This window comes from Streptomyces sp. NPDC013157, assembly GCF_042899865.1.
GTDB lineage: Bacteria > Actinomycetota > Actinomycetes > Streptomycetales > Streptomycetaceae > Streptomyces.
This window is the reverse complement of sequence record NZ_JBIBAK010000024.1, coordinates 84068-104593: the sequence shown is the minus strand read 5'-3', so window position 1 is coordinate 104593 and position 20526 is coordinate 84068. Positions and strand designations below refer to the sequence as shown.

Annotated in this window: 19 protein-coding genes; 13 read left to right on the top strand and 6 right to left on the bottom strand. The window is 73.6% G+C overall.

What is annotated here, in order from left to right:
* Positions 1-9 precede the first annotated feature (9 nt).
* The 7 genes from ACFY6U_RS46895 to ACFY6U_RS46865 all read left to right on the top strand — a co-directional run bounded on the left by ACFY6U_RS46895 (position 10) and on the right by ACFY6U_RS46865 (position 6896).
* Positions 10-552, top strand: coding sequence for a DUF5134 domain-containing protein (locus ACFY6U_RS46895; RefSeq protein ID WP_390048507.1), 543 nt, complete (start codon positions 10-12; stop codon positions 550-552).
* A gap of 95 nt (positions 553-647) precedes the next feature.
* Positions 648-1583, top strand: coding sequence for a M56 family metallopeptidase (locus ACFY6U_RS46890; protein WP_390048505.1), 936 nt, complete (start codon positions 648-650; stop codon positions 1581-1583).
* 56 nt (positions 1584-1639) lie between these two features.
* Positions 1640-2311: a phosphatase PAP2 family protein gene (locus ACFY6U_RS46885; protein WP_390048503.1), complete on the top strand. Its 672-nt coding sequence runs from the start codon at positions 1640-1642 to the stop codon at positions 2309-2311.
* A gap of 46 nt (positions 2312-2357) precedes the next feature.
* On the top strand, positions 2358-3080 hold the full coding sequence (locus tag ACFY6U_RS46880; RefSeq protein WP_390048501.1) for an HAD family hydrolase: 723 nt from the start codon (positions 2358-2360) through the stop codon (positions 3078-3080).
* 136 nt (positions 3081-3216) lie between these two features.
* Complete coding sequence (locus tag ACFY6U_RS46875; RefSeq protein WP_390048499.1) at positions 3217-3891, top strand: TetR/AcrR family transcriptional regulator; 675 nt, start codon at positions 3217-3219, stop codon at positions 3889-3891.
* A gap of 182 nt (positions 3892-4073) precedes the next feature.
* Positions 4074-5417 (top strand): FAD-dependent oxidoreductase, encoded by a 1344-nt coding sequence (locus tag ACFY6U_RS46870; protein WP_390048497.1) that lies wholly within the window; start codon positions 4074-4076, stop codon positions 5415-5417.
* 126 nt (positions 5418-5543) lie between these two features.
* Positions 5544-6896, top strand: coding sequence for a nucleobase:cation symporter-2 family protein (locus ACFY6U_RS46865; protein WP_390048495.1), 1353 nt, complete (start codon positions 5544-5546; stop codon positions 6894-6896).
* A gap of 76 nt (positions 6897-6972) precedes the next feature.
* On the opposite strand, the gene ACFY6U_RS46860 is transcribed toward ACFY6U_RS46865, so the two are convergent.
* Positions 6973-8295, bottom strand: a complete 1323-nt coding sequence (locus ACFY6U_RS46860; protein WP_390048493.1) for an SGNH/GDSL hydrolase family protein — start codon at positions 8293-8295, stop codon at positions 6973-6975.
* 314 nt (positions 8296-8609) lie between these two features.
* On the opposite strand from ACFY6U_RS46860, the gene ACFY6U_RS46855 reads away from it, so the two are divergent.
* Entirely contained in the window at positions 8610-9404 is a 795-nt protein-coding gene (locus ACFY6U_RS46855; protein WP_390048491.1) for a pectate lyase, read from the top strand.
* Between the two features lie 60 nt (positions 9405-9464).
* Here ACFY6U_RS46855 and ACFY6U_RS46850 read toward each other — a convergent pair whose 3' ends face one another.
* From ACFY6U_RS46850 to ACFY6U_RS46835, 4 genes are all read right to left on the bottom strand, one after another.
* Complete coding sequence (locus ACFY6U_RS46850) at positions 9465-9872, bottom strand: ester cyclase (protein ID WP_390048489.1); 408 nt, start codon at positions 9870-9872, stop codon at positions 9465-9467.
* Positions 9873-10013: 141 nt separating this feature from the next.
* Positions 10014-10910: a dihydrodipicolinate synthase family protein gene (locus ACFY6U_RS46845; protein WP_390048487.1), complete on the bottom strand. Its 897-nt coding sequence runs from the start codon at positions 10908-10910 to the stop codon at positions 10014-10016.
* 24 nt (positions 10911-10934) lie between these two features.
* Positions 10935-11915 carry a redoxin family protein gene (locus ACFY6U_RS46840; protein WP_390048485.1) on the bottom strand — a complete coding sequence of 327 codons (981 nt, stop codon included), beginning with the start codon at positions 11913-11915 and terminating at the stop codon, positions 10935-10937.
* A gap of 75 nt (positions 11916-11990) precedes the next feature.
* Positions 11991-12749 (bottom strand): PaaX family transcriptional regulator C-terminal domain-containing protein, encoded by a 759-nt coding sequence (locus ACFY6U_RS46835; RefSeq protein WP_390048483.1) that lies wholly within the window; start codon positions 12747-12749, stop codon positions 11991-11993.
* Positions 12750-12821: 72 nt separating this feature from the next.
* On the opposite strand from ACFY6U_RS46835, the gene ACFY6U_RS46830 reads away from it, so the two are divergent.
* Positions 12822-14483 carry an acyl-CoA dehydrogenase family protein gene (locus tag ACFY6U_RS46830; protein ID WP_390048482.1) on the top strand — a complete coding sequence of 554 codons (1662 nt, stop codon included), beginning with the start codon at positions 12822-12824 and terminating at the stop codon, positions 14481-14483.
* Between the two features lie 129 nt (positions 14484-14612).
* Positions 14613-16598, top strand: a complete 1986-nt coding sequence (locus tag ACFY6U_RS46825) for a HEAT repeat domain-containing protein (RefSeq protein ID WP_390048480.1) — start codon at positions 14613-14615, stop codon at positions 16596-16598.
* Positions 16599-16637: 39 nt separating this feature from the next.
* On the opposite strand, the gene ACFY6U_RS46820 is transcribed toward ACFY6U_RS46825, so the two are convergent.
* Positions 16638-17258 (bottom strand): hypothetical protein, encoded by a 621-nt coding sequence (locus tag ACFY6U_RS46820; protein WP_390048479.1) that lies wholly within the window; start codon positions 17256-17258, stop codon positions 16638-16640.
* Between the two features lie 295 nt (positions 17259-17553).
* On the opposite strand from ACFY6U_RS46820, the gene ACFY6U_RS46815 reads away from it, so the two are divergent.
* From ACFY6U_RS46815 to ACFY6U_RS46805, 3 genes are all read left to right on the top strand, one after another.
* Entirely contained in the window at positions 17554-18639 is a 1086-nt protein-coding gene (locus tag ACFY6U_RS46815; protein ID WP_390048477.1) for a WD40/YVTN/BNR-like repeat-containing protein, read from the top strand.
* Positions 18640-18765: 126 nt separating this feature from the next.
* Positions 18766-19443: a uracil-DNA glycosylase gene (locus tag ACFY6U_RS46810; protein ID WP_390048475.1), complete on the top strand. Its 678-nt coding sequence runs from the start codon at positions 18766-18768 to the stop codon at positions 19441-19443.
* Positions 19440-20453 (top strand): N-acetylglucosamine kinase, encoded by a 1014-nt coding sequence (locus tag ACFY6U_RS46805; RefSeq protein WP_390048473.1) that lies wholly within the window; start codon positions 19440-19442, stop codon positions 20451-20453. The genes ACFY6U_RS46810 and ACFY6U_RS46805 overlap by 4 nt, the downstream gene beginning before the upstream one ends.
* Positions 20454-20526 lie beyond the last annotated feature (73 nt).

The following is a 20526-nucleotide window of genomic DNA, read 5'->3' as shown; positions in this document are numbered from 1 at the left end:
AGGTGCGCCGTGCACGGACCGGCTTCGCCCGGCTGGCTGCTGGTCGCGCTGTGCGCGGCGACCGGGGCCTACTGCCTGCTGCGGATGCGCAGCAGCGTCCGGGAACAGCGGCGCGCCGCGGGCGGCGAGGCGCTGATGGGGTTCGGCATGGCCGTCATGGCCGTGCCCGCGACGGTGTTCACGCCGCCGGGGTGGGCGTGGCCGCTGTACGCGGCGGTGTTCGGCGCGGCCGCGCTGCGCGCCCTGTGGAGCGCCCGCAGCAGCCCGCACCATCTGCACCATCTGGTGGGGGCGGCGGCGATGGTCTACATGGCGGTCGCGATGGCGGCCGCCCCCGGCGCACACCATCACGGCGGCGCCGGAGTCCCGCTGGTGACCGGGCTGCTGCTGCTCTACTTCACCGGTTATGTGCTGCTGTCCGGCGCGCGGCTCGTCCCGGTCGCGGTCACCGCCGGGACGGGAGCCCTCCGCTGGGGCGACCGGCCGGAGCTGGCACGGGCGTGCCGGCTGTCGATGGGGATCGGCATGGTCGCCATGCTGCTGGCGCTGTGACGACCTGACGGTGCACGCGGCGCAGACGTTGCTTGCGTCACTTTGGCGTAATGGCCTGTACCCGTGAACCGTCCCCCGCTCATAGGGTGCTGGCCATGATGGTCCCCGTGGCACTGCTGCTGCTCGGCGTCCTGACCGCCGTGGCCGGCCCCCGGCTGCTCGCCCGGGCCGACTGGACGGACCAGGAGCCGGTGGTCGCACTGTGGGTGTGGCAGTGCGTGGTGGCGGCCGTCCTGCTGTGCTGTGCGCTGTCGATGACGCTGAGCGCGGCCGCGGCCTGGCTGGCGGTGCGCGGGCACGTGTTCGCGACCGCCCCGAGCGGGGTGGTGGACGCCTACGCGCTCGGTACGACCGGCCCGTGGGCGGCGGTGACCGCGGTGGCCCTCGCCTGCGCCGGGCTGTGGAGCGGGGCGATGCTGGTACGGGAGGTCGCGCGGGCCCGGGCCAGGCGCAACCGGCAGCAGGCCCAACTGCTGCTCCGGTCCCCGCTGTTGCCCGGCGAGGAGCCGGCCGACGGCCGGCTCGTCGTCCTGGAGGGCGAGCGCCCGGACGCCTGGTGGCTGCCAGGAGCGGCGCCCCAACTCATCGTCACCACAGCGGCGTTGCGCCGCCTGAAGGGGCGTCAGCTGGACGCGGTCCTCGCCCACGAGCAGGGCCACGCGCAGGCCCGGCACGACTGGCTGCTGCACTGCTCGGCGGCGCTGGCGGGCGGGTTCCCGCAGATCCCGGTGTTCGCCGCGTTCCGCGACGAGATGCACCGGCTGGTCGAACTGGCCGCCGACGACGTGGCCTCCCGGCGCCACGGCCGCCTCACCACCGCGCTCGCCCTGGTCGAACTCAACGAGGACCGGGGGGTGTTCGGCCCCGGGCCGACCCCGCAGGCCCATGTCCCGCAGCGAGTCCACCGGTTGCTCACCGCCCCGGACCGCCTCCCCGCCCGGCACCGGCTGCGGCTGACCGCGACGGCCGCCCTGGTCCCGGTGATCCCGGTGCTGGTGGCGCTCGTACCGAGCCTGCGTACCCTCGGGTAAAGCCGTATCCGTCAGGGGAATTGCCCTGCGGGCAATGATTCGGCAAAGATCACGCCATGTGCCCCCCGCCCGGCGACCGCCCCGCTCCCCTGCTCACGACCGCCGTTCTCGCCCTCTCCTCGGCGCTGCTGCTGGCCCTCGTCGCCGGCGAGTGGCCTCCCCTGGTCGCGGTGGACGAGGGCATCGCCGACGCCACCCACCGCTGGGCCGTGGCGGACCACGGCACCACACGGGTGCTGCGCGTCCTGGCGGACTGGGTCTGGGACCCGCTGACCATGCGCCTGCTGTGCGCCGGGGTCGCGGTGTGGCTGGTGTGGCGGCACTCGGCGTGGCGGACCGCCCTGTGGCTGACCCTGACCTGCCTGCTCGGGACGGTGGCCCAGCAGTCCCTCAAGGCCGCGGTCGGCCGCCCGCGCCCGGTGTGGCCGGACCCCGTCGACTCCGCCCACTACGCCGCCTTCCCCTCCGGGCACACCATGACGGCGACGGTGGTCTGCGGTCTGCTGCTGTGGCTGCTGCACCGCTGCGGCGCCGGTCGCGCGATATGGCGTACCGCCCTCGCCGCGGCCGGGTTCTCGGTCGTGGGCGTCGGCCTGACCCGGGTGTGGCTCGGCGTCCACTGGCCCTCGGACGTGCTCGGCGGCTGGCTGCTCGGGGCCCTGGTGGTGGCACTGGCGGTGCTGGCGTACGAGTGGGAGCGCGACGGCCGCGGACACCCTCGACGGTAGCCCGTCCGCGGCCCGCGCCCGGCCGGCCGTCGGTAGAGTCCGGCCCATGACTGCCGTGCTCTTCGACTTCTCCGGGACCCTCTTCCGTGTCGAGTCCACCGAATCCTGGCTGCGGGCGGTACTCGCCGAGGCCGCAGTACCGCTCTCCGAGGCCGGGTTGGCGGAGGCGGCACGGGCGCTGGAGGTGGCGGGGGCACAGCCCGGCGGGGCCTTCCCGGCCGCACTGCCCCCGGAACTGTCCGAGGTGTGGGCGGTGCGGGACGAGAGCGCGGAGCTGCACCGGGCCGCGTACACCGGCCTGTCCCGCCGGGTGCCGCTGCCGGACCCCGCCCTGCACGACGCCCTGTACGAGCGGCACATGGACCCGCGGGCCTGGTCGCCGTACCCGGACGCCGCCCAGGTCCTGCGCACGCTGCGCGAGCACGGCGTCGGGGTCGGCGTGGTCAGCAACATCGGCTGGGATCTGCGCCCGGTCTTCCGCGAGCACGGGCTCGACGCCTACGTGGACGCCTACGTCCTGTCGTACGAACACGGTGTGCAGAAGCCGGATCCGCGGCTCTTCACGGTTGCGCTGGAGGCTCTCGGTGCCGGGGCGGCCGAGACGCTGATGGTGGGGGACAGCAGGTCCGCCGACGGCGGGGCGGCGGCGGTCGGCTGCCGGGTGCACTTCGTGGACCATCTGCCGGTGGCCGAACGGCCGGACGCGCTGCTGCCGGTCCTGGACCTGGTGGGCGTGGCCCGCCGACCGGCCACGCCCACCCAGGCCTGACCTGTCGCGCCGTCCGCCCGAGACGCTCCCCCGTGTCGCCCCGGACGGACGGCAGCCCTGAACAGGCCCCGCGCAGGGCGGTGCCCACTGCGTCGATTATAGTTGGCTGGCAGCCAGTCAACGCAGGAGTTCCAGGATGTCCCCCCGCAGCCCCTCGGTCAATGAAGAACTGCGCAGGCGTTCGCGCGAGCGGCTGCTCCAGGCCGCGGTGGAACTGGTCGACGAGCACGGTTTCGAGGCGACCACGCTGGGCGCCATCGCGGACCGGGCGGGGTCGGCGCGCGGTCTGGTGTCGTACTACTTCCCCGGCAAGCGCCAGCTGGTCCAGTCCGCCGTGCACCGGCTGATGCACCGCACGCTGGAGGAGGCGCTGGAGCACGAGCCGCACACCGAGGACGGACGGGAGCGACTGGCCCGGGCCATCGACTCGATCCTGGGCCTCGCGCAGGCCCGGCCGGTGCTGATGCGCCAGCACATGGCGGGCCTGCTCCAGGGCGAGGGCTTCGTGCAGTGCCCCGAACAGCGGCGGCTGGCGGAGCTGCTGGGCGACACCGTCACCCGGTACGGCTCCCACCACGTGGAGGTCGACTACCCCATGCTGCGCGCCATGCTGATGGGCGCGGTGTACGCGGCGCTGGTGCCGGGGGTGCCGATGCCGATCCCGGCGCTGCGCGCGGAGCTGTTCGAGCGGTACGGGCTCGACCGGGAGCTGGGCCTGCCCCGGGAGTCCGCGGTCGAACGACAGGACCTGTCCCGGTTCTTCGCCACCGAGGACCGGACCGAACCGGCATCCGGGTCCGAACCCGGTTAGTCACGGTCCGAGCCCCCCGGGGACGGCGCGGACCACACCGCTCCCAGCGCATACGCAACGCGATCACATGATCACACGTCTGACACCCGGACGCGCATCCACGTCACCCCAGCGGCCCCTGCCCAGGCGGCCGGGCCGGTGGGATGCTGGAACCACCAGCCCCTCGGGCAAGGAGTCCCCCCGTGTTGCGTGTCGCCGTCGTCGGCTCCGGGCCGAGCGGGTGCTACACCGCCCAGAACCTCGTCCAGCTGGACCCCACGGTGCGCGTGGACGTCCTGGACCGGCTGCCGTGCCCGTACGGACTCGTGCGGTACGGCGTCGCCCCGGACCACGAGAAGATCAAGTCGCTGCAGGGGAATCTGCGCACCGTCCTGGAGCACGAGCGGGTGCGGTTCCTCGGCGGGGTCCGGGTCGGGGGCGCGGGCGGACTGCCGGTGGAGCGGCTGCGCGAGCTGTACCACGCGGTGGTGTACTGCGTGGGCGCCGCGACCGACCGGCGGCTCGGGATTCCCGGCGAGGAGCTGCCGGGCAGCTGGTCGGCGACCGAGTTCGTGTCCTGGTACAGCGCACACCCGGACGCGATCGACGCCGGGTTCGTGCGGGACGCCCGGTCGGCGGTGGTCATCGGCGTCGGCAACGTCGCGGTGGACGTGGCGCGGATGCTGGCCCGGGGTGTCGCGGAGTTGAGCCCCACCGACATGCCGCAGGCGGCCCTGACGGCGCTGGCGGCGAGCCGGATAAGAGAGGTCCACGTGGTGGGCCGGCGAGGCCCCTCGCAGGCCCGGTTCACCACGAAGGAGCTGCGCGAGCTGGCCGGTCTGCCGGAGACCGAAGTCCGGGTGGCAGCGGATGAGCTGGCCCTCGACCCGGCCTGCGCCGACCCGTCCGCGCTGCCCGCCACGCAGCGCCGCAACGTGGAGGTGCTGCGCGGCTGGGCCGAGGCCGGCGGCCGGGGCGCGGACCGCAGCATCCGGCTGCGGTTCTTCCTGCGTCCGGTCGAACTGCTCGACGATGGCGGACGGGTGGGCGCGGTGCTCTTCGAACGCACCGAGCCGGACGGCCGGGGCGGGGTGCGCGGCACCGGGCGGTACGAGACGGTCGAGGCACAGCTGGTGCTGCGCTCGGTCGGCTATCGCGGAGTGCCGCTGGACGGGCTCCCGTTCGACGAGGAGAGCGGCACCGTGCCCCACGAGGCGGGCCGCGTCCTGGACAGCTGCTTCGGCGTCCCCGGCGACTACGTGGCCGGCTGGATCAAGCGCGGCCCGACCGGCGTCATCGGCACCAACCGGCCCGACGCCAAGGAGACGGTGACCTCCCTCCTGGAGGACGCGCCCGCGCTGCTGCGCAAGGAGGTGCCGGAGGACCCGGTCGCCGCGCTGCGCTCGGCCGGCCTCGAGCCGGTGCCGTGGACGGGGTGGCAGGCGATCGAGCGGGCCGAGGCTGCGCTCGGCGCCCGGCTCGGCCGCAGCGTGGTCAAGCTGGCCGACTGGAACTCGCTGCTGACGGCGGCGCGGACCGGGTCGTAGCGGAGCCGAATCCGTCCGCGTTCAGGTGGGCATGACACGTATCGGCAACAGACCGGAAATCAACAAACTGTTTAAAGCGCTTACGGTCTCGTGCTGTCCGGATGTCGTCCCCGCTCTGGAGTCCCCATGGCCACCACCAGCGCTCCCGTCCATCCCGTCGACGAGGTGCCACCCGTACGGCAGTTGACCGCGTTCGGCCTCCAGCACGTGCTCGCGATGTACGCGGGCGCGGTCGCCGTCCCGCTGATCGTGGGCGGCGCGATGAAGCTGTCGCCCGCCGACCTCGCGTATCTGATCACCGCCGACCTGCTGGTGTGCGGCGTCGCCACGCTCATCCAGTGCGTCGGCTTCTGGCGCTTCGGCGTCCGGCTGCCGATCATGCAGGGCTGCACGTTCGCGGCGGTCTCGCCGATGGTCCTCATCGGTACGACGGGCGGCGGACTCCCCGCGATCTACGGCTCGGTGATCGTGGCGGGCTTGGCGATCATGCTGCTGGCGCCCGTCTTCGGCCGACTGCTGCGCTTCTTCCCGCCCCTGGTCACCGGCACGGTGATCCTGATCATCGGCGTCTCGCTGCTGCCGGTCGCCGGCAACTGGGCGGCGGGCGGCGCCGGTGCGAAGGACTTCGGGGAGCCGAAGAACCTGGCGCTGGCGGCCTTCGTGCTCGCAGTGGTGCTCGGCGTGCAGCGGTTCGCGCCCGCCTACCTCGCCCGGATCGCGGTCCTGATCGGCATCGCGGTGGGCCTTGCGGTGGCGGTGCCCTTCGGGTTCACGGACTTCAGCGGGGTCGGGGACGCCGACTGGCTCGGGGTCAGCACGCCGTTCCACTTCGGGGCGCCGACGTTCAGGGCCTCGGCGATCGTCTCCATGCTGGTGGTGGCCCTGGTCACGATGACCGAGACGACCGGTGACCTGCTCGCGGTCGGCGAGCTCACCGGCCGCCGTGTCGAGGCGCGCTCCCTGGCCGACGGGCTGCGCGCCGACGGCCTCTCGACCGTCCTCGGCGGTGTCTTCAACACCTTCCCGTACACGGCGTTCGCGCAGAACGTGGGCCTGGTCGGCATGACCCGGGTGCGCAGCCGCTGGGTGGTCGCGGCGGCCGGCGGCATCCTGGTTCTGCTCGGTCTGCTGCCCAAGCTGGGCGCGGTGGTCGCGGCGATTCCGGCTCCGGTGCTGGGCGGCGCGGGCCTGGTGATGTTCGGCACGGTCGCGGCCAGCGGCCTGCGCACCCTGGCGGCCGTCGACTTCCACGGCAACGACAACCTGACGGTGGTGGCCGTCTCGGTGGCGGTCGGCGTGCTGCCGGTGGGCGTGCCGACGGTCTACGCGAAGTTCCCGGACTGGTTCCAGACGGTGATGAACAGCGGCATCAGCGCGGGCTGCCTGACGGCGATCGTCCTGAACCTGCTCTTCAACCACCTGCCGTCGAGGGCGGATTCGACCCTCGGGCCGGTCCCCGGCGAAACCGAGTCCGCCTGAGCGCTTTGCCGGAAGCGCCCCGCGCCACTTCGGGGCGCACCGGACCGGAGCCGACTGCGCCGGACCCGTCCGGCGCTCACCGCCCGCCGAACAGCCCCGTGGGCACCGCGGCCGCCAGCGCCCCGTACCCGGTCGGGTTGAGGTGCAGCCAGTCCCCCACCTGGAGGCCGGCCCGCAGCCGGCTCGGGTCGGCCGGATCGCGTACCGCCCGGTCGAAGTCGATCAGCGCGTCGAAGTGCCCGGGCCCCCGGATCCACGCGTTGACGCGCTGCCGGGCCGCCTCGCGCACGCCCGCGCCGTCGTCGTAGGCATTGCCGCCGAAGGGCAGCAGGGTGGCTCCGTAGACACGGATGCCCTGGGCGTGGGCCCGGACGACGATCTGCCGGTAGGCGGCGACGAGGTCGTCGGCGACCGTCTGCTGGGCCTGCGGGGTGGCGGCGGCGGTGCCGATGTCGTTGACGCCCTCGAAGACGATCAGCCAGGAGACCCCGCTCCGGGAGAGGACGTCCCGGTCGAGGCGGGCCAGGACGTTGGGGCCGAGTCCGTCGTCGAGAACCCGGTTGCCGCCGGCCGCCTGGTTGAGCACGGCGATGTCCGACGTACCGGCCCGGTTCTGCAGCCGGTCGAAGAACTGGTCGGGCCAGCGGTCGTTGCCGTTGGTCGTGGAGCCCCGGCCGTCGGTGAGGGAGTCGCCGAGGACGGCCACGGCCCGGGTCGCCGCCGATGCCAGGACCTCGACGTCGCTCAGCAGGTACCAGTGGTCGACCGCGGTCGCGCCGGTCAGGTCCGGGTCCTGGGTGTGGTCACCGCCGAGGAGGTACGTCGTGGTGCGCGAGCCCGGATGCGAGGTGAGCGACAGATCGGGCTGGCCCTGCGCGGTGTACGCCGTGACCGTCAGATCGGACCCCGGAGCCAGCTGGAAGTCCACGGGATCGGAGACGACCTGGGCCCCGACGGGTACGACGGTCGCCGCGCGCCCGGAGAACGTCACCCGGTGCAGGCTGCCGGGAACGATCGCGCTGACCCCCGCCCGTCCGCCTGCCGGCAGCGCCACGGTCACCGCGGTGAGCGGGAGCGCGGTGTCACCGTAGGCGTTGGAGAACCGCAGCCGGAGCCGGTGGGCGCCGAGGGTCACGCGCACGGTCTGGCGCAGGGTGGTGTCGGCCAGGACCGACTTCTCCCCCGTGAAGGGCGCGGGCGGCAGATTGCCGGGCTCGGTGAGCTGGGGCATCCCGGTCCAGGTGTTCACCCAGTGGCCGCCCCGGCCGGTGGCCGAGGTGACCTCGCGAGGACTGCGGACCAGCGCGGTGACGGCCGTGGCGGTCACCACCAGGGCGAGCGCGAGCACACAGGTGCTGAGGAGCGTGGCGAGCGGCGTTCTGCCGGGCTGCGGCTGCACGGGGAGCCTTCCTGTCGCGAGGGGACGACGGCAGGGGAACTTCCGGCATGGTGGCATGGACACAGCCATCCATGGAAGCGCTCCCACGGCACTTTGCGGAACGCGCGAACGACCGGAACGGATGCCGCGCGAAGCGTTGACTAGAAAGCGCTTGCATCCTACGTTCCGTTCAGGAACCTGATCGATGGGCCACGACGGGCCCACATCTGCGCAGGTATGTGCGTCGAGCGTTCTGGAACATGAATGTCCGACGACTACCTGAACATCCCAGCAGAACGCGAATAGCCCCCCACTCGAGAGAAGGCATACGGCACATGACTTCACGAGCACGGAGCAGTGCGCGCGCACTGATGGGCGGCACGGCCGCCCTGGGACTCTCATTTGGCATGGTCATGATGATCGATGCCTCGGCGGACGCGGCCACCTGGCCGACCGCGAGCGGCAGCCAGGCCGTCACCACGACGATCAAGCTGTCGGGCACGAAGGACTACGGGATGCTGCGCCTGTACGGCAGCGGCGACCTGGGCACCGGCGGGCAGAGCGAGGACCAGGACCCGATCCTCGATCTGGCTGCCGGCACCGTCCTGAAGAACGTCATCATCGGCGCGCCCGCGGCGGACGGTATCCACTGCGAGGGCAGTTGCACCCTGCAGAACGTGTGGTGGGAGGACGTCGGTGAGGACGCGGCGACCTTCCGCGGCTCCTCGTCGTCCAACGTGTACACCGTCTCCGGTGGCGGGGCGAAGGAGGCCGGCGACAAGGTGTTCCAGTTCAACGGCGCCGGGACGCTGAACGTGTCCGGCTTCGCGGTGCAGAACTTCGGCAAGCTGGTCCGCTCGTGCGGCAACTGCTCCACGCAGTACAAGCGCACGATCAACCTCAACACCATCGAGGCGACGTACAAGGGCAGCGCGCTGGTCGGGATCAACACCAACTACGGGGACAGCGCGACGCTGAAGAACATCACGATCGTCGGCGACAGCAGCAAGAAGATCGTGCCCTGCCAGAAGTACATCGGCAACAACACGGGCGCGGAACCGCCGACGAACGGGAGCGGGCCGGACGGGACGTACTGCAAGTACGCGAGCTCGGACATCACCTACAAGTGAGCCGGGGCGGTGGGGCCGCCGCGCTCTGCCGGGCGGCGGCCCCACCGGCACCCGCCCGTCTCACACCTCGACGAGGCCGAGCTGACGCAGCATGCCGAGTTCGTCGCTGCTGCCCCAGCGTTCGACGAGTTTGCCGTCGCTGTCGAAGCGGCTGATCTGCATGCCCCGGTAGCTCGCCTTCCTGCCGGTCGCCGGCCGCCCCATCAGCGGTCCCAGGTGTGTGCCGGAGATGACGTAGGCGAAGGCCAGCTCGTCGTCGGTGGCGACCAGGTGCTCCACCCGGATGTCCAGGTCGGGAAAGGCCGTTCGCAGCTCACCGAACATGGTCTTGTACCCGCCGGGCCCCGGCGTCTGTCCCGGGGCAGGATCATGGTCGGTCGAGTCGGCCGCCACGATCTCGTCGAGGTCGCCGGCGACGACGGCCTCTCCGAAAGCGGTCTGCGCGGCGATGTTCGTCTGCTGTGCCATGGGCACTCCCGGAGCATCTGGGCCACTGGCCTGTCTGTCGGCTGCGAACCGCGTGCGCACGGTAGGTCGACCGTACACCGGTCCCCCGTTCCCGGCATGTCTGCGCGACGGGCCCTCAGGACGGCAGCTCCGCGCCGGGTCTCACGCGTCGAGCCGGAGCCGCCGCAGTACGTCGGCGACCTGCTCGTGGTCGTCGCCGGACAGGCCGCGCAGCGGGAGGGGAAGGCTGTGGTGCGGCGTGAGGCCCAGTTCGGCGGCCGCTGCCGCGATGACCCGCAGCGATCCGTGCCGGGCGAAGAGGTCCCAGAGCGGCTGGAGCCGCTCCGACTCCTCGCGGGCCCGGTCCGCCTGCCCCGCCCGGGCCGCCCGGGTGATGGCGAGGATCGGTCGCGGGAAGGTGCCGGCGGTCACCGAGTACCAGGCATCGCATCCGGCGTTCAGCCCGGCGGCCCCGAGCGCGTCCCCGCTCACGCCCACGGTCACGTGCGGCGGCAGGATCTCCTGCAGCCGATCCACCCGGGCCCGGGCCGGGGCCGGGTCGGCGGGGACCCCGGGAATCTTCACCGACGCCACGTGGGGCAACCGGGCCACCCGCGTGTACAGCTCGTCGGTGAAGGTGAACCGGGTGGTGCGCGGGTTGTCGTAGACCACCAGCGGAACGGAGAGGTTCGCGGTGACGTCCTCGTACAGCCCGAACACGTCCTCGTCGGTCAGCGGCTGGTACGACACCGGTGCGAGCAGCACGCCCGCGGCCCCGGCGTTCTGCGCGTCCTCGGCCGCCGCCAGGACGTCCCGGGTGCGCAGCGCCCCGATGCCCACGACGACCGGGACGCCGTCGGCGTGCTCCACCGCGATACGGGCGGCACGGGCCCGCTCCTGGAGCGTGAGGTAGGCGTACGACCCGGTGGAGCCCAGCGCCCCGATCGAGTCGACGCCGGCTGCGGCGAGGCGGTGGACCAGCTGGGCGAAGGCTTTCTCGTCGATGTCCCCGTCGGCGGCGATCGGGGTGAGCGGAAAGGCGCTCAGACCGGTGAACATGGGTGGCTCCAAGGGTGGTTCGTCCTAGCGGGGGTCGGTGCGCCGTCCGGGGTCGGCGCGCAGCCAGTCCAGCACCCGGCCGGCGTGCTCGTCGGGCGGGAAGACCGGGTAGAAGACGTGCTCGATCACACCGTCGCTCACGATCAGCGTGAGCCGCCTGTAGAGGGTCGGCCCGGCGGTGTCGAACGTCGGCAGGCCGAGGGTGCGGGCCAGGCTGTGCGTGGGGTCGGAGAGCATCCGGAACGGCAGGCGGAGCCGTTCGACGACCTCCTGCTGGTAGTCGGTGTCCTGGCTGGAGAGGCCGAACACACCGGCCGCTCCGGCGGCGAGCAGCTCTTGGTGGTGGTCGCGGAAGCCGCACGCCTCCGGGGTGCAGCCCCGTGCCCCGGGGATCGCGTTCCATCCCTGGGGCAGGTCGGTGCCCGGGCGTCCGGTGAGCGGGTAGACGTAGATCACCGTCCGGCCCGCGCCGAGCGCGTCGAGACCGATCGTCTCTCCACCGGTGGCCTGCAGTTCCAGGTGCGGCATCGTCGTACCCGGCAGATGGGCGGCCGCGCCGTCGTCCTCGGGGACGGGCAGGTCCCCGGGCAGGTTCAGGTGGTCGGTCATCGGGTCCTCTCCTTCGGCACGGCCGGCCGGTGCGACACGGCTGTTGCGGTGAGCGGCCTCGTGCAGGTGCGCGACCAGGGCCGTCCGGCGGGCCGTGAGCCCGTCGATGCGCCGGGTGATCTCGTCGATCGCCTCCCGGTACTCGGCCAGCGAGGCGGGACAGTCGTCGGCGTGCTGATGCCCGACCACGAGACAGTCCAGGAAGGGACGGGTGCGCTCCACCGGGATCCCGAGCCTGCCCAGCGCCCGGATCTCCCGCGCCAGCCGTACGTCGCCCTCGCCGTAGTCGCGGTAGCCGTTGGCCAGCCGGGCGGGCGCGAGCAGTCCCAGGGATTCGTAGGAGCGCACCGCCTTGATCGTCACGCCCGCCCTGCGGGCGAGCTCACCGATCCGCATGTCTCTCACCTCGAAGAACGCTAAACCCTGCCCCTGAGGGTAAGGTCAAGCCGCCACGACGGAACGACGGAGCGGTCAGCCGGCCGAGTCCCCCGCCGGCCCGTCCAGTTCCGCCCGGTAGTCCGCGTAAGCGGCGCGCAGCTCGTCGCCCGGCCAGTCGGCGGGCAGGAGTTCCGGGGGCAGGACGGGGTCGGTCAGCAGGTGGCGTACCGCTGCCGCGAAGACCGTGAAGCGGTCGGCCGGGAGGCGGGCCTCGGAGGCTCGGGCCAGAAGGGCGCGGGCGGTGGCGGACCAGGTGGTCAACGGCCAGAGGTCGGCGGCCAGTTCGGGTGCCGGCCGGTCGGGTCGGGCCGTGTAGGACTGGGCGGTGTCCGCGAGGCCGGCGGGAAGGGGCCTCGTCAGGTTCGCGGGGCGGAGCCAGACGCCCTCGCGGAGTTCGGACAGGCGGAGGGAGGCCAGGCGGGTGCGCAGGTCGGCCCGTGCGGCGGGGCCGCGGCCCGTGGCCGTGATGACCAGCATCTCCCAGTCGCCGCGCCATGTGCGCGTACGGGGCCGTACCGCTTCGTCCTGGCGGCGCTGGCGGGCCAGCAGCCGGTCGCTGAGGCCGTAGACGGCGTCGTCGGTCCGGCGCAGGTCGCCGGCCGCCGTCATGCGGCTGAGCGCGGCCCGGAGCGTGGAGCCGCCGACCCCGAAGGGCTCGACGAACCGGATCAGGTCCTTCACCGGCAGCTGGGGCGGATGCGTCCCCAGCAGCAGGCTCAGCACGACCGACCGGGCGGACAGGGGCCGCAGGCCGACGTCGGCGGGCTCGGCGGACACATCCTTCATGTGCATGGTCACGTACTGTACGTGCGGTGCGATATTGCACTATTGCTGCGACCGCAGGGTTACTGCAACATGGAAGCCATGGACTCGACCGTCGCGCTCCCGCAGCCGCAGTACGCCACCCACGACGTCACCAACCAGGCGCCCCCGCTCGCCCCCTACGACGCCTCCGACGACCCGGCCCTGATCGAGGGGCTGCGCCGGGAGGGGGCGGAGTGGGCCGAGGAGGGGATCCGGCGGCTCGGGGTACGGGCCGGGAGCGCGGAGGCACAGGAGTGGGGGGAGCTGGCCAACCGCCACGAGCCGGAGCTGCGCACCCACGACCGGTACGGCAACCGGATCGACGAGGTCGACTTCCACCCCAGCTGGCACCACCTGATGCGGGCGGCGGTGGAGGAAGGGCTGGCGGGGGCCGCCTGGGCGGACGACCGGGCGGGGGCCCATGTCGCGCGGACGGCGGGCGGACTGGTGTGGGGGCACACCGAATCCGGCCATGGATGTCCGACGTCCATGACCTACGCCGCCGTTCCGGCGTTGCGCACCCAGCCCGAGCTGGCCAAGGTGTACGAACCGCTGCTGACCAGCCGGGCGTACGAGCCGGGGCTGCGCGTGCCGACGGAGAAGCCGGGGCTGCTCGCCGGGATGGGCATGACCGAGAAGCAGGGCGGTTCGGACGTACGGACGAACACGACGGCCGCCACGCCCACCGCCGAGCCGGGCGTCTACACCCTGCGCGGGCACAAGTGGTTCACCTCGGCGCCGATGTGCGACGTCTTCCTGGTACTGGCCCAGGCACCGGGCGGCCTCTCCTGCTTCCTCGTGCCGCGCGTCCTGCCGGACGGCAGCCGCAACGCGTTCCGCATCCAGCGGCTGAAGGACAAGCTCGGCAACCGCTCCAACGCGTCCTCCGAGCCGGAGTTCGACGGGACCGTGGCCTGGCTGGTCGGGCCCGAGGGGCGGGGGGTGAAGACCATCATCGAGATGGTCAACTGCACCCGGCTGGACTGTGTGATGAACTCGGCGACCCTGATGCGCAAGACGCTCGTCGAGGCGGGTCACCATGTACGGCATCGCAGCGCGTTCGGCGCCCGGCTCGTCGACCAGCCGCTGATGCGCAACGTCCTGGCCGACCTGGCCCTGGAGTCGGAGGCGGCGACCACGCTGACGCTGCGGCTGGCGGGGGCGGCGGACCGCGCGGTGCGCGGGGACGAACGGGAGCGGGCCTTCAGGCGGATCGCGACCGCCGTCGGCAAGTACTGGGTCACCAAGCGCGGCCCGGCCTTCACCGCGGAGGCCCTGGAGTGCCTGGGCGGCAACGGTTACGCCGAGGACTCCGGCATGCCCCGGCACTACCGCGAGGCCCCGCTGCTGTCGATCTGGGAGGGCTCGGGGAACGTCAACGCGCTCGACGTGCTGCGGGCGCTGTCCCGCGAACCCGGCGCCGCCGACGCCCTGTTCGGCGAGCTCGCGCACGCGCGCGGCGCGGACACCCGGCTGGACGCGGCCGTGACCCGGCTGAAGAACGAACTGGCCGAGACCGATCAGGCGGGGGCGCGCCGGCTGGTCGAGCGAATGGCGCTGGCGCTGCAGGCCTCGCTGCTGGTCCGGTACGCCCCGGCCGCCGTCGCCGACGCCTTCTGCGCGACCCGGCTCGGCGGCGACTGGGGGCACGCGTTCGGCACCCTGCCGGCCGGCACCGGGTTCGACGCGATCCTGGACCGGGCGCTGTCTGGCGGGAACTGATCCCTGTGCGATCCGCCGACGGCCGGTGACCGCCGACGGATCGCACACAGTCGCCGTCCGATTCCGCATCGTTGTCAGTGCCGTGGTGCAGACTCCCGAACAGGTGGTACTCGCCCGGGGAGGACAACGGTGTTCACGGGGATCGACGAGGTCGACTGGGCCTCGCTGCGGCACGCGTACGGCAGCGCGGCGGACGTGCCCGGTCTGCTGCGCGGACTGGCCTCGGCGGACGCGGCCGAACGGGAGGTCGCGCTCGACGGGATGTACGGCTCGGTGCACCACCAGGGGAACGTGTACGACTCGACGCTCGCCTGCGTCCCGTTCCTCTTCGCGCTCGCTGCCCGTCCGGAGGTGCAGGACCGGGGCGCCATAGTGGAACTGCTGGTCAGCATCGGCGCGGAGAGCGCCGGTTCCCGGGCCCGGGCCGCCGTCCGCGCCGGTGCCGAGGCGCTCGTGCCGCTGGCCGACGACCCGTGCCCCGGGGTGCGCCGCGCGGTGCCCGGGGCGCTGGTCCGGTTCCTCGACGAACCGGAGCGGGTGCTGGCGCTGTTACGGCGGCGGATCACGGACGAGCGCGACGAACAGGTGCTGCTCGCCCTGACCGAGGCCCTCGGGCTGTTCGTACGGTGCCGTCCCGACCGGGCGGCCGGGGCGGTGGAGTTGCTGGCCGCGCGGAGCGGACCCCCGTACGCCCCGACGGCGCGGCTGGCCGCCCTCGGACAGTTGGGCCTCGGCGCGCCGGAGCGGCTGCCCGCCGATCTGGTGCCTGCCGTGGTGCGGCTGCTCAGGGAGCGCTCGGAGCGGCGGACGGCCGGTCCGGACCGGGTGGACGCGGACACCCTGGTCGGCCGGATACGGCGGCTGCGCCCCTCGGACGAGGAGGGTGCGTATCTGCTGCGCACCCTGCACCGGGCGCTGGAGGACCGGGTGGCGGACCGGATCGCGCTGCTCGTCGGCCAGTTGAGCAGCCCGGACCCGATGGACCGGTGCAACGCGGTGTGGATGTCGGCCGGGCTGTTCCGGGGCTGGCGGGCTGACTTCACGGCGCCCGTCTCGCTGATAGGCAGACAACTGGGCCGCGAACAGGACCAGTTGCGGGACGCGGCGGTGTCGGTGCTCGTGGAGCTGTTCGGGCTGGCCGCGCCGGCGGCCGACGAGCTGCACGCGCTGGTGACCGTGCGGTCCGACCTGTGGGTGCACACCTGGGAGCGCGGCAGACCCTCGCTGGGCGGCCCGTTGAAGGCGCTGGCCAGGAGCGGCGATCCGCGCGCGGTGCCGGCCCTGGCCCAGCTGCTGGCGAGACCGGTGGTGCCCGGTGGGCTGGGCTTCGAGATCGTGCATCTGGGCCCGGCGGCCGCCCCGCTCGCGCCCGCGCTGCGGCGCCGGCTCGGCCAGGTCGACCCGGACTCCCCCGAGGCCGCCGAGCTGGCCGCTCCACTGCTGGCGGCGGTCACCGCCCTCAAGGACCCGGCGGCGGTGCCCGAGGTGCTGCGGCTGCTGCGCGGCGCACCGGACGGGCTGGGGGCGCGGGAGGCCCTCGTCGGGCAGGCGGTACGGGCGCTCGACGTCCTGGGGACGGCGGCCAGGGCGGCGGCGCCGGTCCTGCGCGGGCTCCTGGACACCCGGCACGCCGCCCTGGCGGCGGGGGCCCTGTGGTCGGCGGAGGGGGACGTGGCCGCCGTACTCCCGGTGCTGCTGCGGGAGCTGACGCACGGCCGCAACCGCAGCGCGCGGACGGCGGCCGGGCAGCTGGGCCGGCTGGGGGCGGCCGCCCGCGGTGCGCTGCCCGCGCTGCGCCGGCTGGCCGGGTCCGGCGGGGTGTGGGAACGGGTGGCGGCGGCCGAGGCGCTGTGGCGGATCGGCGGGGACCCGGCACCCGTACTCCCGGTGTTCCGGGCCGCCTGGTCGGAGAACCCGTACACGCGGGGCGCGATCGCCGGGTGTCTGGCCGGGATGGGCCCGGCGGGCGCCCCGCTGCGCGACCTGGTGACGGCCGAACTCGCCGGCCCCCGGCGGCACACGGCGCGGCCGGGCGGGTTCGGCAGCCACGACATCGCCCAGGACGAGCGGCTGCTCGCCGACTGCCGCCGGGCGCTGGCCCGGCAGGACAGCTGAGGGAAGCCGGGCCGCAGAGCACGGGCGCCGACGCCCGCGTCAGCCGGTCATGCGGCCCCACTGCGGTCCGAGCCGTGCCCATTCCGCGTCCCAGCGGTCCATCCGGCGCCGCTCCAGCCGGCCGCGCGCCACCAGCCCGGCGACGAACGGGACGGCTGCCGCGCTCAGCCCGACCAGGCCGCCGATCAGCGCGGAGCGCAAGTGGGCCTCGGAGGTGGTGGCGGGCCGGGTGACGAGGTGCCCCTGGAGGTCCGTCCAGACGGTGACCGGGGTGCCGACCTTGCTGCCGGCCGGGACCCGCGCCTGGCCGGTGTGCGCGGAGCCGTCGGCGACGGTCCAGCCCACGCGCGCCCAGACCCGTTCGCCGTTCGACGCGTCGGAGGACTCGGAGGAGCCGGAGGAGCCGGACTTCGCTGCCGCCGAGCCGGGAGCCTTGTCCATGACATGGGCCACGACCGGGCGCCACTCGACGCGCTCGCGGGCCAGGCCGTCCTCGACCGACCGGGCCGCCGCGAGCCCGGCGAGCACCCCGGCGAGCAGGGTGAGCAGCCAGGCGCCGAGCAGCACCCAGGCCTCCATCGTGTCGGCACGGCGCTTCAGCGGGTTGCGCCGCCAGCGCCACAGCCAGACCTTCGGACCACGGAACGCCTTCAAAGGCATCCTCCTCACGCGCGCACGGACAGCCCGGACCGTCCTCCCATACGGGAGCGGCCGCTTCGTTGCTCACGGCGAACTCCGAGTCGACGGTCGCACGACTGACCCCGCTCGCGCAGGCGTCTGTCCGAACGCGTTCCGCCGCCGCGTTCGACCGGCCGACACGGCGGCTCCGACCTGCGGTGACGTCGTCCCCCTGGGGACTGTCAGTGGTGAGGTGCAGACTGGCCGATATCCGAGTGCCGGCTGTGACGGCAACCGCGGCCAGGACTGTGACAAGGACGTCATGGAGGTGATCGGCATGACCGAGGTACTGCTCGCCGTAGGGACCCGCAAGGGGCTCTTCCTCGGGAGGCGGCGAGGTGGCGCCTGGGAGTTCGACGAGACTCCCTACTTCAACGCGCAGGCGATCTACTCGGTCGCCATCGACACCCGGGGCGGGCGGCCCCGGCTCCTGGCGGGCGGCGACAGCGCGCACTGGGGGCCCTCGGTCTTCCACTCCGACGACCTGGGCCGCACCTGGACCGAACCGGCCCGCCCCGCCGTGCGGTTCCCCAAGGACACCGGTGCCTCGCTGGAGCGGGTCTGGCAGCTCCACCCGGCCGCCGCCGAGCCGGACGTGGTCTACGCGGGCACGGAACCCGCCGCGCTGTACCGGTCCGAGGACCGCGGGGAGAGCTTCGACCTGGTCCGGCCGCTGTGGGAGCACCCGACGCGCGACAAGTGGGTGCCGGGCGGCGGCGGTGAGGGCCTGCACACCGTGGTCACCGACCGGCGCGACCCGAAGGCGGTGACGGTCGCCGTCTCGACGGCCGGCGTGTTCCGCACCGGCGACGGCGGCGCGAGCTGGACGCCGTCCAACTCCGGTGTCTCCGCGGTCTTCCTGCCGGACCCCGACCCGGAGTTCGGCCAGTGCGTGCACAAGATCGCGCAGGACGCGGCGGATCCGGACCGGCTGTATCTGCAGAACCACTGGGGGGTGTACCGGAGCGACGACGCGGGGGCGCACTGGACCGACATCGGCGAGGGGCTGCCGTCCACGTTCGGTTTCGCGGCGGCCGCCCATCCGCACCGCGGGGAGACGGCGTACGTCTTCCCGATCAACGCGGATGCCGACCGGGTGCCCGCCCGGCACCGGTGCCGGGTCTTCCGCACGGCCGACGCGGGAAGGACCTGGGAGCCGCTGTCGGCGGGGCTGCCGCCGGAGGACCACTACGGCACGGTGCTGCGCGACGCGCTCTGCACGGACGACGGGGATCCGGCCGGGGTGTACTTCGGCAACCGCAACGGCGAGGTGTTCGCCTCGGCCGACGACGGCGACAGCTGGCGCCAGTTGGCCTCCCATCTTCCGGACGTGCTGTGCGTACGGGCGGCGGTCGTCACCTGATGCCGGGCCCCCCGCAGGAGGGCGGTTTCTGTCATCCGGGGCGCCGGTCCGGTCGTTCCCGGTCGTCCCGCGACCACGGTGGCCTCAGCTTGATCGCCGACCCGTGTACGGCAGTAGGGTGACGCCGTGGCACCACGACCCTTGCATGAAATCGTCGAACCGGGCTGGGCGAAGGCCCTGGAACCGGTGGCCGGGAGGATCGCCGCGATGGGCGACTTCCTGCGGGCGGAGATCGCCGCGGGACGCACCTACCTCCCGGCCGGCCCGAACGTCCTGCGGGCCTTCCAGCAGCCCTTCGACGACGTCCGCGTCCTGATCGTCGGCCAGGACCCGTACCCGACCCCGGGGCACGCGGTGGGGCTGTCGTTCTCGGTCGCGCCGGAGGTGCGCCCGCTGCCGGGCAGCCTGATCAACATCTACCGGGAGCTGAACACCGACCTGGGTGTGCCCCAGCCGTCCAACGGCGACCTCACTCCGTGGACCCGGCAGGGCGTCCTGCTGCTCAACAGGGCGCTCACCACGGCCCCGCGCACCCCGGCCGCGCACCGGGGCAAGGGCTGGGAGGAGGTCACCGAGCAGGCGATACGGGCCCTGGCCGGCCGCGGCAAGCCGCTGGTGTCCATCCTGTGGGGCCGCGACGCCCGCAATCTCCGCCCGCTGCTCGGCCAGTTGCCGGCGGTGGAGTCCGCGCATCCCTCCCCCATGTCGGCGGACCGCGGCTTCTTCGGCTCCCGCCCGTTCAGCCGCGCCAACGACCTGCTGATCGAGCAGGGGGGACAGCCGGTGGACTGGCGTCTGCCGTGAGCGACGGGGGCGGCCGGCCCCGGGGGGCGGGGTTCCTCGCCGTCGACTCCGGCGGCTCCGGGTTACGGGCCGTCGTGGGCGTGCCGGGAGGTGCGCCGTCCGCTCCGCAGGAGTCCCGGGAGCCGGTGCGGACCGGGGCGCGGGGCATCGACCCCGGGCACCTGCTGGAGCAACTCCTGCCCATGGCACGGGCGCTGGCCGACTCGTACGGGCTGGAGCGGATGACGACAGCCGTCGTCGGTGCCGCCGGGCTGGCCAGTCTCGGGGACGCGCTGCGAGCCGAGCTGCCGGGCGCGCTGGCCCGCGAGCTCGGGGTGCGGACGGTCGCGCTGGCCGCCGACGCCGTGACGGCGTACGTCGGCGCCCTGGGCCCGCGCCCCGGCGCGGTGGTCGCCGCCGGGACCGGGCTGATCGCGACCGGTACCGATCTCACCCGGTGGCGGCGGGCGGACGGCTGGGGGCACCTGCTGGGCGACTGCGGCAGCGGCGCCTGGATCGGCCGGGCCGGCCTGGAGGCTGCGCTGCGCGCCTTCGACGGGCGCGACGGCGGCTCGGCCGCGCTGCGGGCCGGCGCCGAGGACCGGTTCGGGCCACTGCCCGCGCTGCCCGGACAGCTCTATCCGCGCGCCGACCGGCCCGCCGTGCTCGCCTCGTTCGCCCCGCGCGTCGCGGAGTGCGCCGAGGCGGGCGACCCGGTCGCGGCCGCGATCCTGCGCGCCGCCGCCCGGCACCTGGCCGAGTCGGCCGCCGCCGTCTGCCCCGCGGCGGGTGAACCCCTGGTCGCCCTCACCGGCGGCCTGTTCAAGCTGGGCGACCCGCTTCTGGTACCGGTGGCCGAGGAGTTGGCGCGGCTGCTGCCGCAGGCGCGGCAGGTGCCGGCGGAGGGCGATCCGCTGCACGGCGCGGTACGCGTCGCGAGTGACCTGGTCACCGGGCGGCTCACTCTGCCGGGTGATGAGAAAATGCTCTCCGTTGTACACATAAAACTTGTACACACAAAAGGGTATTGATCCTGTTGGCACATGAAGTGTCCGACAGGTGACGAGATCACCTTCGAATCATGCGTAACTCATCAGACAAAAG

Excerpts from the sequence above, each read along its gene's own strand:
- ACFY6U_RS46880 (WP_390048501.1), top strand. The coding sequence starts at position 2,358 with ATGACTGCCGTGCTCTTCGACTTCTCCGGGACCCTCTTCCGTGTCGAG.
- ACFY6U_RS46835 (WP_390048483.1), bottom strand. The coding sequence starts at position 12,749 with ATGCACATGAAGGATGTGTCCGCCGAGCCCGCCGACGTCGGCCTGCGG.
- ACFY6U_RS46875 (WP_390048499.1), top strand. The coding sequence starts at position 3,217 with ATGTCCCCCCGCAGCCCCTCGGTCAATGAAGAACTGCGCAGGCGTTCG.
- ACFY6U_RS46885 (WP_390048503.1), top strand. The coding sequence starts at position 1,640 with ATGTGCCCCCCGCCCGGCGACCGCCCCGCTCCCCTGCTCACGACCGCC.
- ACFY6U_RS46820 (WP_390048479.1), bottom strand. The coding sequence starts at position 17,258 with ATGCCTTTGAAGGCGTTCCGTGGTCCGAAGGTCTGGCTGTGGCGCTGG.
- ACFY6U_RS46855 (WP_390048491.1), top strand. The coding sequence starts at position 8,610 with ATGACTTCACGAGCACGGAGCAGTGCGCGCGCACTGATGGGCGGCACG.
- ACFY6U_RS46845 (WP_390048487.1), bottom strand. The coding sequence starts at position 10,910 with ATGTTCACCGGTCTGAGCGCCTTTCCGCTCACCCCGATCGCCGCCGAC.
- ACFY6U_RS46815 (WP_390048477.1), top strand. The coding sequence starts at position 17,554 with ATGACCGAGGTACTGCTCGCCGTAGGGACCCGCAAGGGGCTCTTCCTC.
- ACFY6U_RS46890 (WP_390048505.1), top strand. The coding sequence starts at position 648 with ATGATGGTCCCCGTGGCACTGCTGCTGCTCGGCGTCCTGACCGCCGTG.
- ACFY6U_RS46840 (WP_390048485.1), bottom strand. The coding sequence starts at position 11,915 with ATGCGGATCGGTGAGCTCGCCCGCAGGGCGGGCGTGACGATCAAGGCG.
- ACFY6U_RS46830 (WP_390048482.1), top strand. The coding sequence starts at position 12,822 with ATGGACTCGACCGTCGCGCTCCCGCAGCCGCAGTACGCCACCCACGAC.
- ACFY6U_RS46850 (WP_390048489.1), bottom strand. The coding sequence starts at position 9,872 with ATGGCACAGCAGACGAACATCGCCGCGCAGACCGCTTTCGGAGAGGCC.
- ACFY6U_RS46865 (WP_390048495.1), top strand. The coding sequence starts at position 5,544 with ATGGCCACCACCAGCGCTCCCGTCCATCCCGTCGACGAGGTGCCACCC.